This window comes from Streptomyces sp. NPDC107517 (assembly GCF_055582645.1).
In genome coordinates, this window is the sequence record NZ_JBVJPM010000004.1 from 350,439 (window position 1) to 365,830 (window position 15,392).

Below are 15,392 nucleotides of genomic sequence, written 5' to 3' on the forward strand. Positions count from 1 at the left end.
TCTGCCCCATGGCTACCGCTGCGAAGAAGCCCACCGAACAGGCGGAGTTGTTCAGCGCCTCCACCGCCAAGGAGATCCAGGCGATCCTGTGGAAGGCCGCCGACAAGCTGCGCGGCTCCATCGACGCCGCGCAGTACAAGGAGTTCGTCCTTGGCCTGATCTTCCTGAAGTACGTCTCCGACGCGTTCGACGAGCGCCGCTCCGAGCTTGCCGCGGAACTCGCCGATGACGGCATCACCGAGGACCGGATGGACGACTTCCTGGAGGACCGGGACGAGTACACCGGCGCCCACGTCTTCTGGGTTCCGGAGACCGCCCGTTGGACGTGGATCGCCACCCACGCCAAGAGCCAGGGCGTCGGCAAGCTCCTCGACGACGCGATGGACGCCGTCATGCGCGAGAACGCCTCGCTCACGGGCGTCCTGCCGAAGATCTTCAACCGCGACAACGTCGACCAGAAGCGTCTCGGTGAACTCGTCGACCTCATCAGCGACGCCCGCTTCGGCGGGAGCGGGGACAAGCCCGCACAGGACGTGCTGGGCGAGGTGTACGAGTACTTCCTCGGCAACTTCGCGCGGGCCGAGGGCAAGCGGGGCGGCGAGTTCTACACCCCGCAGTCCGTCGTCCGGCTGATCGTGGAGATCCTGGAGCCGTACGAGGGGCGGGTCTACGACCCGGCGTGCGGCTCGGGCGGCATGTTCGTCCAGGCGGCCAAGTTCATCGAGGCCCACGCCGGGCGCGCCCACAAGGCCGACATCTCCGTCTTCGGCCAGGAACTCAACGAGCGCACCTGGCGCCTGGGCAAGATGAACCTCGCCATCCACGGCATCGACGGCAACCTCGCCCCCCGCTGGGGCGACACCTTCGCCGACGACAAGCACCCCGACCTCAAGGCCGACTTCGTCATGGCCAACCCCCCGTTCAACATCAAGGACTGGGCGAGGGACGAGGGCGACCCGCGGTGGCGGTACGGCGTACCGCCGAAGAGCAACGCCAACTACGCCTGGCTCCAGCACATGATCTCCAAGCTGGGGGAGAGGGGCACCGCTGGCATCGTCCTGGCCAATGGGTCCATGGGCTCTCAGCAGAGTGGCGAGGGCGAGATTCGCCAGGCGTTGGTGGAGGCCGATCTGGTGGCGTGCATGGTCGCGCTGCCGTCCCAACTCTTCCGCACGACGCAGATCCCGGCGTGCCTGTGGTTCTTGGCCAAGGACAAGACCCCCCAAGGCGCGAAGCGCCTGGACGACCGCCGCGGCGAGATCCTGTTCATTGATGCCCGGAGCATGGGCGAGATGGTGGACCGGACGGAGCGTGTGCTGACGGAGGTCGACCTCGCGAAGATCGCCGGCGTCTATCACGCGTGGCGGGGAACGGCGTCGGCCCGTGAGGCGGGGCTTACATACGCGAATGAGGCTGGGTTCTGCTTCTCGGCCGATCTCGCGATGGTCCGAGAGCACGGGTACGTGCTGACGCCGGGGCGGTACGTGGGAGCTGTTGAGGCGGAGGAAGAAGGGGCAGAGGCGGTGGCGGAGCGCATCGCTGCGCTGACGGAGGAGTTGTACGGGCTGTTCGACAGGTCGGCGGAGCTGGAGAAGACGGTCCGCGTGCAGTTGGGGAGGGTCGATGTCTGAGTGGAACAGGGTCCCACTCGAATCCTTGTTGAAGAGTGGGGTCTCGTACGGAATTGTGCAGCCGGGATCGGCTGAGGCGACCGGGGTGCCGATCGTACGTGTCAAGGATGTGCGCAATGGAAGAATCGATACAAGTGATCCCCTGCGCGTATCTCCTGACGTCGAGGTCAAATATTCGAGAACCCGCCTACAAGGCGGTGAGGTCCTTTTGACCCTGGTTGGGTCCACGGGGCAGGTGGCAATCGCTTCAGATCGTCTTGCCGGGTGGAACGTAGCTAGGGCAATCGGAGTACTGCGGCCCATCTCGGATATTTCTCCTCGGTGGCTGCAGTATTTTATCGAATCCGAGGATGCCCAGCAGTACATCCGGGAACACCTGAACACAACAGTGCAGGCCACGCTCAATCTCAAAGATGTACGTGTACTCCCGGTACCCCTTCCATCGGATCAAGAACGTGAAGGGATTGTCTCCGTAATTGGGTCACTGGATGACAAGATCGCCATCAATGAGAGCATCACGGCCACGGCGGACACGCTAGCCAACGCCCTCTTCCGTCGCGCCACGTTGGAATACCCTGCCGGATTCACAGAGCGCCCCCTATCGGGCACTGCGGAATTCGTCAACGGTCGTGCGTTCACCAAGGGCGCCACCGGTACTGGCCGCATGGTGGTGCGGATTGCAGAGATTAATGGGGGTCCAAGCGCTTCTACCGTGTATAACGACATCGACGTGCCTGAGCAGCACGTGGCCAAGCCGGGCGATGTGCTGTTTGCTTGGTCGGGTTCGCTGACTGTGGCACGCTGGTTCCGTCCCGAGGCAGTCATTAACCAGCACATCTTCAAATGCGTCCCCAAGCACGGGTATCCGCAGTGGCTGATCAGTCACCTGGTCCATAGGAAGATTGACGAGTTCCGGGCTATTGCTGCCGACAAGGCGACGACCATGGGCCACATCCAGCGCAAGCACTTGGATGAAGCGGTGCCTGTCCCGGACCGCGAGGTTCTGCAGATGCTGCACGCTGAGATTGGCCCTCTCTGGAACCGCGCTCTGCTCGCGGAGCAGGAGAACCTGAAGCTAGGCACCATCCGCGACACCCTCCTCCCCCAACTCATGTCCGGCCGCCTTCGCGTCAAAGACGCCGAGAAGATTGTCGAGGACCACACATGACGCACGATGACGAGCGCGGAAGCAGAAGAGGCCCGAACCACCGCCCCCTGGAAGCCGACTGGGAGCTGCTCGCCCTCGACGAGCTCGCCGAGTTGGCCTGGCTGCCGGCATCCGGTAACGAGTTCGCCCCCGGCTCCGGGCACCGTAAGTCGTGGGACGACCTGATCCTCTACCCCGACCTCCGTGAGGCGATCGAGCGGCTCAACCCCGAGCTGCCCCCGGACGCCGTCCGTGACGCCATCGCCGCCGCGGCGACCCCCGAGTCGCAGGACACGTACGAGGAGAACCGCACCGCCCACAGCTACCTGACGACAGGCATCCGCTCCGTCGTCTACACGGACGCCTTCGGCGCCGAGCGCAACCCGACCATCCGCCTCGTCGACCTGGCGGACCCGGACGGGAACACTTATCGCGCGCTGAACCAGGTCACCGTCGTCGACGGCGAGAAGCGGCGCCGCTTCGACATCGTTCTGTACGTCAACGGACTCCCGCTCGCCGTAGTGGAGTTGAAGCGCGCCGGCGACGAGTACGCCACGCTCCAGGATGCGCACTCCCAGGTCGCCCGGTACGTGAAGGAGTTCCCGACCGCCTTCCGCTACAACACGGTGGTGCTGCTCTCCGACGGCATCACGGCGAAGTACGGCACGCCCTTCACCCCGTACGAGCACTTCGCGCCCTGGAACACGGACGAGACCGGGGCCCGCGTCACCCCGTTCGCCGTGGACGGCGAGGGGGTGGCCGATTCGGGCCAGAACCTGGCGCTGCACGGGCTGTTCACCCAGCCCCGCTTCCTCTCCCTCTGCCGGTCCTTCATCAACTTCGTGCCATCCAAGCGGATGAAGCGCATCGCGAAGCCGCACCAGTACTTCGCGGTGACCCGGGCCGCGGAGAAGGTACGTGAAGCGGCAGCCGGAGACGGGAAAGCCGGTGTCGTCTGGCACACGCAGGGCTCGGGCAAGTCCGAGGAGATGGTGCTCACCACGGCGATGGTGATGAGCGACCCGGCCCTGCTTAACCCGACCGTGGTCGTCATCACCGACCGTAACGACCTCGACGACCAGCTGTACTCCACCTTCCTGGAGAGTGAGATCCTCCCGGGTACGCCTCTCCAGGTTGCGACCCGGGCCAAGTTGCGGGAGGAGCTCGCGGCCAAGCGGACCGGCGGCATCCTCTTCACCACCCTGCAGAAGTTCGGTAAGACCAAGGAAGAGAAGGAGTCGGGGGCCGACCACCCGCTGCTCTCCGACCGGCGCAACATCGTGGTCGTCGTCGACGAAGCCCACCGCAGCCACTACGACAACCTCGACGGCTACGCCCGTCACCTCCGCGACGCCCTCCCACACGCCACGCTCCTCGCCTTCACGGGGACGCCGATCTCCGAGGCCGACCGCAACACCCGCCAGGTCTTCGGCGGCTACATCGACATCTACGACCTAAAGAGGGCCGCCGACGACGGCGCGACGGTCAAGGTCTTCCACGAGGGCCGGGTCATCAAGCTCGTCCTCGGCAAGGACGTCGACCCGACGAAGATCGACGAGGAGGCCGACCGCATCACCGACGGTCTCGACGACACCGAACGTCGCCGGGTCGAGACGGCCGTCGCCACGATGAATGCCATGTACGGCTTGCCGGCCCGTGTCAGGGATCTCGCCGAGGACCTAGTGGCGCACTGGGAGGAGCGGCGAGAGCGGATGGAGCCGTTCGTCGGCGTCTCCGAGAAGGGCGGGGCAGCCGGCAAGGCGATGGTCGTCTGCGCGACCCGCGAGATCTGTGTCCGCGTCTACGACGCCCTGCGCGAGCGGCGGCCGGAGTGGCACAGCGACGAGCCTGCCAAGGGCGCAATGAAGATCGTTTTCTCCTCGAACTCCCGCAAGGACGAGGACCATCTGCTCGTCCACGCGCTGCCCGACGGCCAGCGCAAGGCGGTCATCAACCGCGCCAAGGACCCCGACGACGAGTTGGAGCTGCTCATCGTCAACAACATGCTGCTGACCGGCTTCGACGCCCCGCCGGTCCACACCATGTACCTGGACCGTCCGCTCAAGGGCGCCAACCTCATGCAGGCCCTCGCTCGGGTCAACCGCCGCTTCCGCGGCAAGGAGGACGGTCTGCTCGTCGGCTACGCGCCGCTGACGGAGAACCTGCAGAAGGCGATCGCCGAGTACACAGACGCCGACCAGGAGGACCGCACCCTCGGCCAGGACCTCGACCGCGCACTGGACGAGCTGCGCAACGAGTACGACATCCTCAGCGACATCCTGCGCGGCTTCAACTGGCGTGCGCGTCTTGAACAGCCGACAGTGAAGGCGTTCGTCAACGCCGCCGGCGGGGCCGCCGAGTACCTCAGGAACCCGCGTACCCCCGGGAACGACCCGGAGAAGCTCGACGACCCCCGCCAGACCGTCGGCCGGCGCTTTCGCGAGCACTCCCACCGCCTGGAGCGCTTCTACGCGCTGTCCGCCAGCGCCACGAACATCGGCGAGCGTTTCCCGGACCACCCGACCTGGCGTCGAGATGTCCAGTTCTTCGTCGAGGTCCGCGCCTACATGGCCAAACTCGACGCGGCGGACCGCGAGGCGCGTGGCCTGCCCGTCGCCCGCGACGTCGAGCTGTACCTCGCCCAGCTGACCTCGTCCGTGGTCGAGACCGGCGGGATATCGGACCTGTTCGCCGAGGCCGGCCTGGAGATGGCCGACCTGACGCACCTCAACGATGCGCTCGTCGCCAAGCTCCAGGGCAGCGACACCCCGCACCTCGCGGCGGAGGCACTGCGGCGGCTCATCGAGCAGAAGATGCGAGAGGTCACGCGTCACAACATCGTCCGCCGCACGGCCTTCTCCGACCGTCTGCAGGACCTCATGATCCGGTACACGCGGCAGCAGTACACGAGTGCCGAACTCATCGCCAAGCTGGTCGAGATGGCCAAGGAGGTGGTCGAGGACGCTCGGCGCGGCGAGAAGTTCGATCCGCCACTGAACTGGCGCGAGCTCGCCTTCTACGACGCTGTGGCCGAGCACGGCACGGCTCAGGAACTCATGGGCGATGAAATCCTGGCGAGCATCGCCCGCGACCTCGTCGCGGAGGTCCAGAAGAAGCTCAAGCCCGACTGGATCGCCCGTGAACCGGTCCGCGCCGGTCTCCGCAGCGCCATCAAGCGCCTGCTGGCCCGCCACGGCTACCCGCCGGACAGGCGCGCGGAGGCTGTCGACCTAGTCCTGAAGCAGATGGAGCACTTCGCCGACGAGTGGTCCACAACCGGCGTCCCGGAGAACTGACGTCAACTCGGAGGCTTCGTGGTCACGCTTCACGTACCTGTGCATGGGGTGGGCCACGCGTTGACGAGAGATGCATGGATTACAACCCCCTAATTCCGTTAAAATGACCGGTTTGGACTCCTCGCAGTTGAGGATGTAGTCACGGGGCGTGTGGTGCGCGCGTCGGTGGCCGGGTGGGGGCGCCGTCTTCCGATGATGGTGGCTCTCTTGCGCTATTCACCCCAACTGCCCTCAACTGCGGGGCGTCACAACAGGAGCGGGCGATGAATAACGAGATTCAGCTGATCGGTGACGGCGATGGATTTGCGGTCATCGGAAACCCGACGAATGTCAATGACTTCCTCGCCTCGGAGGGACTGTTGTCTTTGTCGAAATCCCTCGCATTGCAAAAGCTCGGACCACTCCTCCGTGCCGCGGCTGTAGTTGCGCAGGCAGGTTCTGAAATTGCAGCCAACTCGGCTTGCTGGGTGAAGCTGACCGAAGAGTCCGCGCATCTTTACAAGAAGTTCGGGCTGATGGAAAGCAAGACGCCGGGTGTCAGCTATGCGATGGTGGGGAAACCAGGCTCAATCAAGTCATGGCTCAAGATCGCGGAGGGGCCCAGCTCGCTGCTGACCAACCCAGCGATACTTGCTGGTGCCGCAGGGATTATGGCGCAGCTCGCGATGCAGCATGAGATGAGCGAGATCAAGAGCTATCTCGCGACGATCGACAAGAAGGTCGATGACCTGGCCCGCGGCCAGAAGATCGCCGAGTTGGCGAAGGTGTTCGGAGCGGGAAGCGACATCGAGTCCGCCATGAGCGTTCTGGAACGGACGGGTTGCGTCGACGATGATACGTGGTCGACCGTGCAGGGCAGGACCCATACCATCACGGATGCCCTGGGGTGGGCGCTGGGTGGACTCGACGCACTCGCGGAGAGGATGGAGAGCCGGACCAAGATCGGTGAACTCGCCAAAACGGCCAAGAAGGCGGAGTCCGAGGTCGCGGAGCTGCTCGCTGTCGTGGCTCGTTCCTTCGAACTGCAGGACGCGCTCGACGTGCTACGACTGGCGCGAGTGTTGGATGAGTCCCCGGACAAACTGGACGGCCTTCGGCTCGTGCTGAAGGACGACCGGAAGAGGCGGCGTGAACTCATTTCACAGAAGATTGAGCACCTGCTGGCACGCATGGATGAGGCTGTCGGCACGGCCAACTCGAAAGTGCTGCTGCACTTGCCCGCGCACCGGGCTGTGGTGGGCTCGATCAACCATGTCGGCATCGCCGTCGATGAATTCCATAGGCCCCTCGGAATCAAGACTGGTCGACGTTCGCTGGAGACGACACGATGGTGGGAGGCGGCCCGGGACCCGGTGCAATTGAAGAACGCGGCCGCAGAGGCGGGGCGCATAGCGGCTGTAGGAGCGGGTTTGGTGGGCATGGGGGTTGCGGGGGTTTGGGCGAGCCGTGCCGCCCTTGCCCGTGAAGACCAGGACGAAGAGGAGTGAACGAACGTCGGCCGATCAGGTGTGTGGGCTCTTAGGCTGGACTGGGCAATTGAGTCCCTTCCGATGGGCACGCCCTCGACGGTGCCGACCCTCGGCGATAGCCGCACGCCCCGGGACTGCTTGGTGCGAGGAGTGCCAGGCCTTGTTGGCGGGATGACGAAGCTGATCGGAAAGCCGATCTTCAACGTGCCCGTGCGGGCCGCGCTGTTGGCCGTCTCGCCGAGGGACCCACAGGCCGATCTCCATGTCTGCCGCTGGTCTACCTCGCCGACTGCCTGGTAGCGGCCCCTGGCAACGCCATAGCGCGGGGTGTGCAGAAACTGCCATTTCTTCGGGGCAACCTCTGGACGTCGAGCAGGGCCATGTGGCAGCATCACGGCCGTCAGGTGATCAACACCTGGTAGTTGTGGTTGTCCCGCGTCAGCGGGTCCGCAGATCTCCCTGCCGGCAGGTAAGGGGGTCCCCTTTTGAAGGAGACTCCTGTGCCTGCCGTTTCTCATTTCGCCGAGCCCACGCAGTGGCCGAACTATCTGCGCGCGGTCGTGGACATCGCCTTCCCCGCGTACAGCATTCGCGTTATGCCGGGGCTTCTGGATGGTGTGGCGGGTCTGCCGTATCCGCTCGATAGCGCGCACACGGTCCACATCGTCACCGCCTTCAATCCCCACGGACGCCATGCCACGGCACGGGCCAATCTCCGAGCGCAACACGAGTTGCTGCACGGCATCGGTCTTGATGGGCTGCGGTGGTGGCCGGCTGTCGGAGGCGACCCGGTCGGCACCCACGCAGAAATCAGTGCAGCCGTCGTCGGAATGGACGACACCGAGGCCCGGGCACTGGGCCGACGGTTCGGCCAAGACGCCGTGTTCGCCTGGTCACCGGCTTCATGGCGACTGCTGGCCTGCGCCGATGAGGCCCACGACACGATCATCGCCGGCTGGCACGCCGCCCTCCTCACACCACCATTCCACCAGTCGTCTGCCGCGTAGCCCCAACGATCAGTCGCACATGCCAAGACGACGACCTTGCACCCCGAAGGAGCCACTCTCGTGAACCGCGGAGACTACGAGACCCTCGCCGCTGCCATCGCCGACAGCGACGTCGACGACCGGGCCCGGCGCATCCTTGCCCTTGACCTGGCCGACGCACTCACCGGCACCAATCAGCGCTTCGACCCCGTTAGGTGGCTGCGGCAATGCGGCATCCCAGTGGCGCCCGTTGAGGTCACACAATGGACCAGCAGACTCGCCTACCGCGTGCAGCACATCCACAATCGCCGACAGGCGTGTGAACAGCGCACTGGAGTCCGTCTCGAGTCCTACTCCACCACCGGGGCCGCACCCAAGCCGTCCATAGTCTCTGTCGTCGGTCAGAGAGCGTCCTCCGGCAAGCCGCCCCGTTCCCAGGAACACCTTCCCGGCCTCGCCTCGACACCCTCAGCTGATCCCGGCGACGTCGTCGAGGCGGGGATGGGGCGTTTTGAAAACCAGGGTGGGCCGTTTGGTGGCTCTACGCGCTAAGGCGCTGACCTGGGCCTCAAGGGTTTTCGACACATCCCACGAAGGCGGGGGATCTGTCGGAAAGCGTGTCCGAGAGTCTGCCGAGGCCGGCGGACTGCTCAGGCGTGCTTGGCGACAGGTCGCGGTGGCAGCCCGTGAGGGCGCAGCCACCGCGGTCAGTGTAGCGGGTGGTGCCTGATCCGAGGGCGGAGAGATGTGCGTACCGGCTCGGGCTGCGAGCGTGTGGGTGATCTTGGCTCGGGCGACGGAGTTGCTCAGCCAGGCGCAGCCGATGTGGATCAGCTGGGCGCAGCCGATGTGGATCAGCTGGGGACTCTCTTGTGGGGCGGCGGCCGACGTGGAGGTCCGGCGGGATCTGTCGCAGGTGCCCCGTGCGGTGCCGGTTTCGCCGCCTCACGCCTGCCGGCCGGCGAGACCGGCACCGCCGTCACGGATTCAGGCATCCATCAGTGGCAGACCGGGCAGCACCTTCTCGATGGTGATGGGGAAGTCGCGCACACGCACGCCGGTGGCGTTGAACACCGCGTTCGCGATCGACGCGCCGGCCCCGCAGATGCCCAGCTCGCCGACGCCCTTCGCGCCCAGGACATTGGCCTTGTCGTCGTACCCGTCGAGGATGACCGCGTCGACGTCGGGGACGTCGGCGTGCACCGGCACCAGGTATTGCGCGAAGTCCCGGTTGACGAAGGCGCCGGACCGCAGGTCGACCACGGCCTCCTCTTCGAGGGCCGCGCCGGCTCCCCAGATCATGCCGCCGATCAGCTGCGAGCGAGCTGTCTTCGCGTTGAGCACGCGGCCCACCGAGAACACGCCGAGCATCCGCCGCAGACGGATCTCGGCGGTGTCCGCGTCGACCCCCACTTCAGCGAAATGGGCCCCGTAGGTGTTGATCGAGTAGTCCGTGTAGTTCGGATCATCGCCCATGAAGCGGGTACCGCCCTCCGCCTCGAACCCTTGCGGACGGTTGCGTGCGACGATCTCGCTCAGCGTCTCGGACGCGCCGCCGACGGCCACGTTGCCATCGGCGAACACGGCGTCCGCCGGGTCCAGGCCGTGCAGCGGCGAGCGCGTGTCGCCGCGCGCCGCGGCCAGGAGCTGCTCGCGCAGGGCCATGCACGCGCCATGCACCGCGTTGCACGAGCTGGCGGCGCCCCACGAGCCGCCGGACCCCCAGCTGGTCGGGAAATCGGAACGTCCGAGCTCGATCCGCACCCGCTCGGGCGGCAGTCCGAGCCCGTCGGCCGCGACCTGCGTCAGGACGGTGTACGTGCCCGTGCCGAGGTCGGTCATGTCCGACTGGACGACGGCGGTGCCGTCGGCCTCCAACCGCACGCGCACCGCTGTCGGCCCTTGGAAGTGCCCGCGGATGGCGGCCGACATGCCGTAGCCGACCAGCCACCGCCCGTCGCGCACACTCGCCGGGGTGGCGGGGCGGTGCTCCCAGCCGAACCGGCGCGCGCCCTCGCGCAGGCAGTCGACCAGGTGCCGGTCGCTGTACGGCACGTCTCGCTCGGGATCGACGGTGGGCTCGTTGAGGATCCGCAGTTCGACGGGGTCCGTCCCGAGAGCGTGGGCCAGCTCGTCCATCGCCGACTCGACCGCCAGCATGCCCGGCGCTTCGCCCGGCGCGCGTACGTCCGTCCCGGGCGGCAGATCGAGCGGCGCAAGCCGGTGGGTGGTCGACCGGTGGGGCGCGGCGTAGAGACTGCGGGTCGTGGCGGCGGTCTGCTCGGCGTACTCCACGTCGGGGTTGGTGTGCATGGTGACGTCGTGGGCGATCGCGGTCAGCTGTCCGTCCGGTTCCGCGCCCAGCCGGACTCGTTGCCTGGTCGTGGCACGGTTGCCGACGAGCTGGAAGATCTGCTGCCTGGTCATCGCGACCTTGACCGGCCGGCGCAACTCGCGAGCGGCGAGCGCCGCCAGGATCGTCTCGGAGTGGATGCCCAGCTTGGAGCCGAATCCCCCGCCGACGAAGGGGGTGACGATGTGGACGCGCTCCGGGTCGAGCCGAAGCGTGGCGGCGACCGAGGCCCGTGCCGCGTCGACGATCTGGCAGCTGACGTAGACGACCAGGTCCTCGTCGCGCGGTTCCACCAGACACGCGTGCGGTTCCATCGGCATCGAGAGCTCGTACGGCGTTGTGTACAGCTGGTCGACCTTGACCGCAGAGCTGTCGAACCCGGCATCGAAGTCGCCGACCGAGGTGTCGGTGGGAAGACCGGCGTTGACCACTTTCGGGATGTACACCTCGTCTTCCTGCTCGGCGAAGTCGAAACGTCCCTGTCCACCGGTGTATTCGACCTCGACCAGATCGGCCGCCGCCCGGGCCTGCTCGAAGGCCGTGGCGACGACGAGTGCCACCGGCTCGCCGAAATAGTGGATGTCGGGGCCGGTCAGCACCGGCTGGGCGCGCCAGTATTCGAACGGAATGGACTCGTCGCGGGCACCCTGCGCGGGGGCGTTGTGATGGGTCATCACCATCTTTACGCCGGGTGCGCGTTCGGCCTCCTCGGTGTCGATCCGGGTGATGCGGCCTTTGCCGATCGTCGCGCCGACGATGAACCCGTAGAGGGGCTGGCCGGCCCCCCACTGCTCGTAGGCGTATGTGGCCCGGCCGGCGACCTTCAACGGGCCGTCGACACGGTTCAGCGCTTGCCCGATCATCTCGTCTCCTCAGCTCGCCCGAGCCGCTTGCGCCAGCGTGCGGCACAGCGTGCGCTTGGCCAGCTCGATCTTGAAGTCGTTGAGCCCCTGCCCCACGGCGTCGCGCAGCGCGGCCTCGGCGGCGGCGCGATAGGTGGCCATCGTGGCGGGACGGCCGGTCAGCGCGGCCTCCGCCTCGAGGGACCGCCAGGGTTTGTGCGCCACACCGCCGAAGGCCACCCGCGCCTCACTGATCGCTCCCTGATCGGCCGAGACGACGGCCGCCACGGCGACCAGCGCGAACTCGTACGACGCCCGGTCCCGTACCTTGCGGTAGATCTGCCGGCCCGACGGGGGCGGGGGGAGGAGCACGCCCGTGATCATCTCGCCAGGCCGCAGCTCGGTCTCGATGTGCGGCGTACGGCCCGGCAGCCGGTAGAAGTCCGCGACGGCGACGCGGCGTACCGACCCGTCGGCGTCGAGCAGCTCGATCTCCGCGTCCAGCGCGGTCATCGCGACGGCCATGTCCGAGGGGTGGGTGGCGATGCAGGAGTCGCTGGCGCCGAGGACGGCGTGAATCCGGTTGAACCCGCCGATCGCCGAGCATCCGGAACCGGGAGTCCGTTTGTTGCAGCCCGCAGCTGTGTCGTAGAAGTAGGGGCAGCGAGTGCGCTGCAGGAGATTTCCGCCGGTGGACGCCTTGTTGCGCAGCTGGCCCGAGGCTCCGGCGACCAGTGCCTCCGACAGCACCGGGTAGCGGGTACGCACTCGGGAGTCGGCGGCCACATCGGAATTCGCCGCCTGGGCCCCGATACGCAGTCCGCCGTCCGGGAGCTCCTCGATGTCCCGCAACGGAAGCCGACTGATGTCGACCAGATGGCTGGGCTTCTCGATGCCGAGCTTCATCAGGTCGAGCAGATTGGTGCCGCCGCTGATGAACTTCGCGCCGGTTCTGGACACCGCCGCGACGGCGGTCTGTGCGTCGCTCGCCCGCTCGTACGTGAAGGATTTCATTCCGGGTCTCCCACCGCGATGCCACGGATGGCCGCGACGATGTTCGGATAGGCGGCGCACCGGCAGATGTTGCCGCTCATCCGCTCGCGGATCTCCTCATCGGTCAACGCGATCCGCGTCGAGGTCACGTCAGCGGTGGCGTGGCTGGGCCAGCCCGCCTCCACCTCGGCGAGCATGCCGACGGCCGAACAGATCTGGCCGGGAGTGCAGTAGCCGCATTGGAAGCCGTCACGCTCGACGAAGGCGCGTTGCATGGGGTGCAGGTCATCGGGATCGCCCAGACCTTCGATCGTCACGATCTCGTCGCCCTCATGCATCACGGCGAGCGTCAGACAGGAGTTGACGCGCCGGCCGTTGATCAGCACCGTGCAGGCGCCGCACTGCCCGTGATCACACCCTTTCTTGGTCCCGCTCAGGCGCAGGTGCTCGCGCAGCGCGTCGAGCAGCGAGGTCCGTGTATCCACCTCGAGCCGTCGCACCTGATCGTTGACGTTCAACTCGACCGCCGAGAGCTGGGCCGTCTCGCCCTGACTCCGCCCTGCGGCGCCCGTGTCCGAATCACTCACCACAGCCCGCCTTCCTCACTGGGTGCGGGTGTCACCCTGGATATACGTCGCCACTGTGGGGCGCACGCCTCCTCAAGATCTCGCAGAAACCGGTGCGCCGCGCGTCGGAAGGCGCTCCACCGCGCCCGCCTCACCCGACCGGGCGCTTCTGCGCGGCAGCCCGGCGCGCATCCCGCGCGGCCACCTTGCGAACCGGCGCCGGGCGGCGACGACGGGCCGGCGGAGTGTCTGTGCAGGAGGTCTCGGGAAAATCTTGCGGAAGCCCCTGGGACACGCGTCGCCGGCGACGTAGCGTCCGTAACGCCTGTAGATCGTGAACGAAGGCCTGCAGATCGTGTTCGGCCAGTCGGAAGGGGCCTTGTCCATGGAGCCGCAATCAGCCGACCCCGTCGTCGACCTGCTCACCTCGCCCGGTGCCCCTTTCGCCGTCGTGCGGAGCGAGAGCGGTGGGCTCGAGTACGCCGACGGGCCGCGGACCCTGCGTGAGTTCGTCGAGACGACCTGGGCCTTCGGGGACGCGCCGTTTCTGATCGCCGGGAGCGGGCGGCTCAGCTACGGGGAGTTCTTCGCCGAGGCCTGCGCGCTCGCCCGTCGGTTCGTCGACGTGTACGGGCTGCGGCCCGGTGACCGTGCCGTGGTCGCCATGCGCAACCACCCCGAGTGGCAAATCGCCTTCTGGGCGGCCCAGTTGGCGGGTCTTGTCGCCGTTCCGCTCAATGCCTGGTGGACCGCCGGCGAGTTCACGTACGCCCTCGACGACTGTGAGCCGGGCGTGCTCCTCGTCGACGGCGAGCGGCTGGAGCGCGTCGAACCGTGGCTGGCCCACAAGGGCGGGCAGCGGCCCTGGACCCTTGTCTTTCACCACGACGGCGACCTCCCCGGCGACCGCTTCGAGCGGTACGAGGACCTGCCCGCCGCCGATCCCTCGCTCGGGCCGCCCGATGTCGACGTCCTGCCCGACGACGACGCCACCATCATCTACACCTCAGGGACCACCGGGCGGCCCAAGGGCGCTGTCGCCACGCACCGCGCGCATGTCGGGGCGATCGCCAACCCCCGTTATTTCGCGGCCGTTTCGGCATTGCGGCGCGGGCAGATTCCCGGGCAGGGGCCCACGCCCGTCGCGCTGCTCACCTTCCCCTTCTTCCACGTCGCCGCGTTCACCGGTTTCTACGCGGCGATGGCGGCCGGCGGCACCCTCGTCCTGCTGCGCAAGTGGGACGCGGCCAAGGCGCTCCAGGCGATCGGGGAGCATGGGATCACCAACTACGGCGGTGTGCCGGCGACCGCGCTGCAACTGCTCGACGCCGCCGAGGCCGCGGGTGACGACATGCCGACGCTCGCCATGTTCAACACCGGGGGCGCCGCCGCGCCGCCCGACCTCGTGGCCCGGCTCACCGCCCGGTTCGGGGAGCGGGTGGAGCCCCGTAACGGATACGGGCTCACCGAGACGCTCGGCGGCGTCACCGCCAACTTCGGCGCGGAGTACCGGGCTCACCCGGAGAGCGTGGGCAGGCCCGCGCCCGCCGTGGAGGTGCGGATCGCCGGGCCCGGCGGCGAGGCTGTCGCGGACGGTGAGGTGGGGGAGCTGTGGCTGCGCGGGCAGTCGGTGATCCGCGGTTACTGGCGCGACGAGGCGGCGACGGCCGCGGCGTTCGCGCCGGGCGGCTGGTTCAGGACCGGGGATCTGGCGACACTGCGGGACGGGCGGGTCAGCGTGGTCGACCGGATCAAGGACATGGTGATCCGGGGCGGTGAGAACGTGTACTGCGTGGAGGTGGAGGCCGTCCTGCACGACCATCCGGACGTCCTCGACGCGGCGGTGCTCGGCGTGCCGCACCCGGTGCTCGGCGAGGAGGTGGCCGCGGTCGTGCAGGTGCGGCCCGGGTCGGAGCTGGACGCCGACGCGGTCAGGGCGCACGTCGCCAAGTCGCTCGCCGCGTTCAAGGTGCCGGCGTACGTGCTCCTGCGGGACGCCCCGCTCCCGCGCAACGCGACCGGCAAGCTCCTGAAGAGGGAGTTGCGCGGACCGGTGGGGGAGGCCGTCCGCCCGGCGCCGGGCTCCACCCCGGCCGGCTCCGCCTAGGC

General features: G+C 67.4%; 10 protein-coding genes. 7 read left to right on the forward strand and 3 right to left on the reverse strand.

Annotation, left to right across the window (positions count from 1 at the left end; translation table 11 throughout):
- The first annotated feature begins 8 nt into the window (after window positions 1-8).
- The 6 genes from ACZ67T_RS12440 to ACZ67T_RS12465 all read left to right on the forward strand — a co-directional run bounded on the left by ACZ67T_RS12440 (window position 9) and on the right by ACZ67T_RS12465 (window position 9,081).
- Complete coding sequence (locus ACZ67T_RS12440; protein WP_469983514.1) at window positions 9-1,631, forward strand: class I SAM-dependent DNA methyltransferase; 1,623 nt, start codon at window positions 9-11, stop codon at window positions 1,629-1,631.
- Window positions 1,624-2,799 (forward strand): restriction endonuclease subunit S, encoded by a 1,176-nt coding sequence (locus ACZ67T_RS12445; protein ID WP_469983515.1) that lies wholly within the window; start codon window positions 1,624-1,626, stop codon window positions 2,797-2,799. Before ACZ67T_RS12440 ends, ACZ67T_RS12445 begins: the two co-directional genes overlap by 8 nt.
- Window positions 2,796-6,074 (forward strand): type I restriction endonuclease subunit R, encoded by a 3,279-nt coding sequence (locus tag ACZ67T_RS12450; protein WP_469983516.1) that lies wholly within the window; start codon window positions 2,796-2,798, stop codon window positions 6,072-6,074. The genes ACZ67T_RS12445 and ACZ67T_RS12450 overlap by 4 nt, the downstream gene beginning before the upstream one ends.
- Window positions 6,075-6,337: 263 nt before the next feature.
- Entirely contained in the window at window positions 6,338-7,561 is a 1,224-nt protein-coding gene (locus ACZ67T_RS12455) for a hypothetical protein (RefSeq protein ID WP_469983517.1), read from the forward strand.
- 482 nt (window positions 7,562-8,043) lie between these two features.
- Window positions 8,044-8,550: a DUF3293 domain-containing protein gene (locus ACZ67T_RS12460; RefSeq protein WP_469983518.1), complete on the forward strand. Its 507-nt coding sequence runs from the start codon at window positions 8,044-8,046 to the stop codon at window positions 8,548-8,550.
- A 60-nt stretch (window positions 8,551-8,610) separates the two neighbouring features.
- Window positions 8,611-9,081 (forward strand): hypothetical protein, encoded by a 471-nt coding sequence (locus tag ACZ67T_RS12465; RefSeq protein WP_469983519.1) that lies wholly within the window; start codon window positions 8,611-8,613, stop codon window positions 9,079-9,081.
- A 435-nt stretch (window positions 9,082-9,516) separates the two neighbouring features.
- On the opposite strand, the gene ACZ67T_RS12470 is transcribed toward ACZ67T_RS12465, so the two are convergent.
- From ACZ67T_RS12470 to ACZ67T_RS12480, 3 genes are read right to left on the reverse strand one after another with little or no spacing between them, the layout of a single operon-like run.
- A complete protein-coding gene (locus tag ACZ67T_RS12470) occupies window positions 9,517-11,745 on the reverse strand; it encodes a molybdopterin cofactor-binding domain-containing protein (RefSeq protein ID WP_469983520.1) in 2,229 nt (742 codons plus the stop codon).
- A gap of 9 nt (window positions 11,746-11,754) precedes the next feature.
- On the reverse strand, window positions 11,755-12,738 hold the full coding sequence (locus tag ACZ67T_RS12475) for an FAD binding domain-containing protein (RefSeq protein ID WP_469983521.1): 984 nt from the start codon (window positions 12,736-12,738) through the stop codon (window positions 11,755-11,757).
- Entirely contained in the window at window positions 12,735-13,304 is a 570-nt protein-coding gene (locus ACZ67T_RS12480; RefSeq protein WP_469983522.1) for a 2Fe-2S iron-sulfur cluster-binding protein, read from the reverse strand. Before ACZ67T_RS12480 ends, ACZ67T_RS12475 begins: the two co-directional genes overlap by 4 nt.
- 364 nt (window positions 13,305-13,668) lie before the next feature.
- Here ACZ67T_RS12480 and ACZ67T_RS12485 point away from each other — a divergent pair, with 364 nt between their 5' ends.
- Window positions 13,669-15,390, forward strand: coding sequence for a class I adenylate-forming enzyme family protein (locus tag ACZ67T_RS12485; protein ID WP_469983523.1), 1,722 nt, complete (start codon window positions 13,669-13,671; stop codon window positions 15,388-15,390).
- The last annotated feature ends 2 nt before the right edge of the window (window positions 15,391-15,392 follow it).

Coding starts and splice junctions, on each gene's coding strand:
- ACZ67T_RS12455 (WP_469983517.1), top strand. CDS start 6,338: ATGAATAACGAGATTCAGCTGATCGGTGACGGCGATGGATTTGCGGTC.
- ACZ67T_RS12440 (WP_469983514.1), top strand. CDS start 9: ATGGCTACCGCTGCGAAGAAGCCCACCGAACAGGCGGAGTTGTTCAGC.
- ACZ67T_RS12445 (WP_469983515.1), top strand. CDS start 1,624: ATGTCTGAGTGGAACAGGGTCCCACTCGAATCCTTGTTGAAGAGTGGG.
- ACZ67T_RS12485 (WP_469983523.1), top strand. CDS start 13,669: ATGGAGCCGCAATCAGCCGACCCCGTCGTCGACCTGCTCACCTCGCCC.
- ACZ67T_RS12475 (WP_469983521.1), bottom strand. CDS start 12,738: ATGAAATCCTTCACGTACGAGCGGGCGAGCGACGCACAGACCGCCGTC.
- ACZ67T_RS12450 (WP_469983516.1), top strand. CDS start 2,796: ATGACGCACGATGACGAGCGCGGAAGCAGAAGAGGCCCGAACCACCGC.
- ACZ67T_RS12470 (WP_469983520.1), bottom strand. CDS start 11,745: ATGATCGGGCAAGCGCTGAACCGTGTCGACGGCCCGTTGAAGGTCGCC.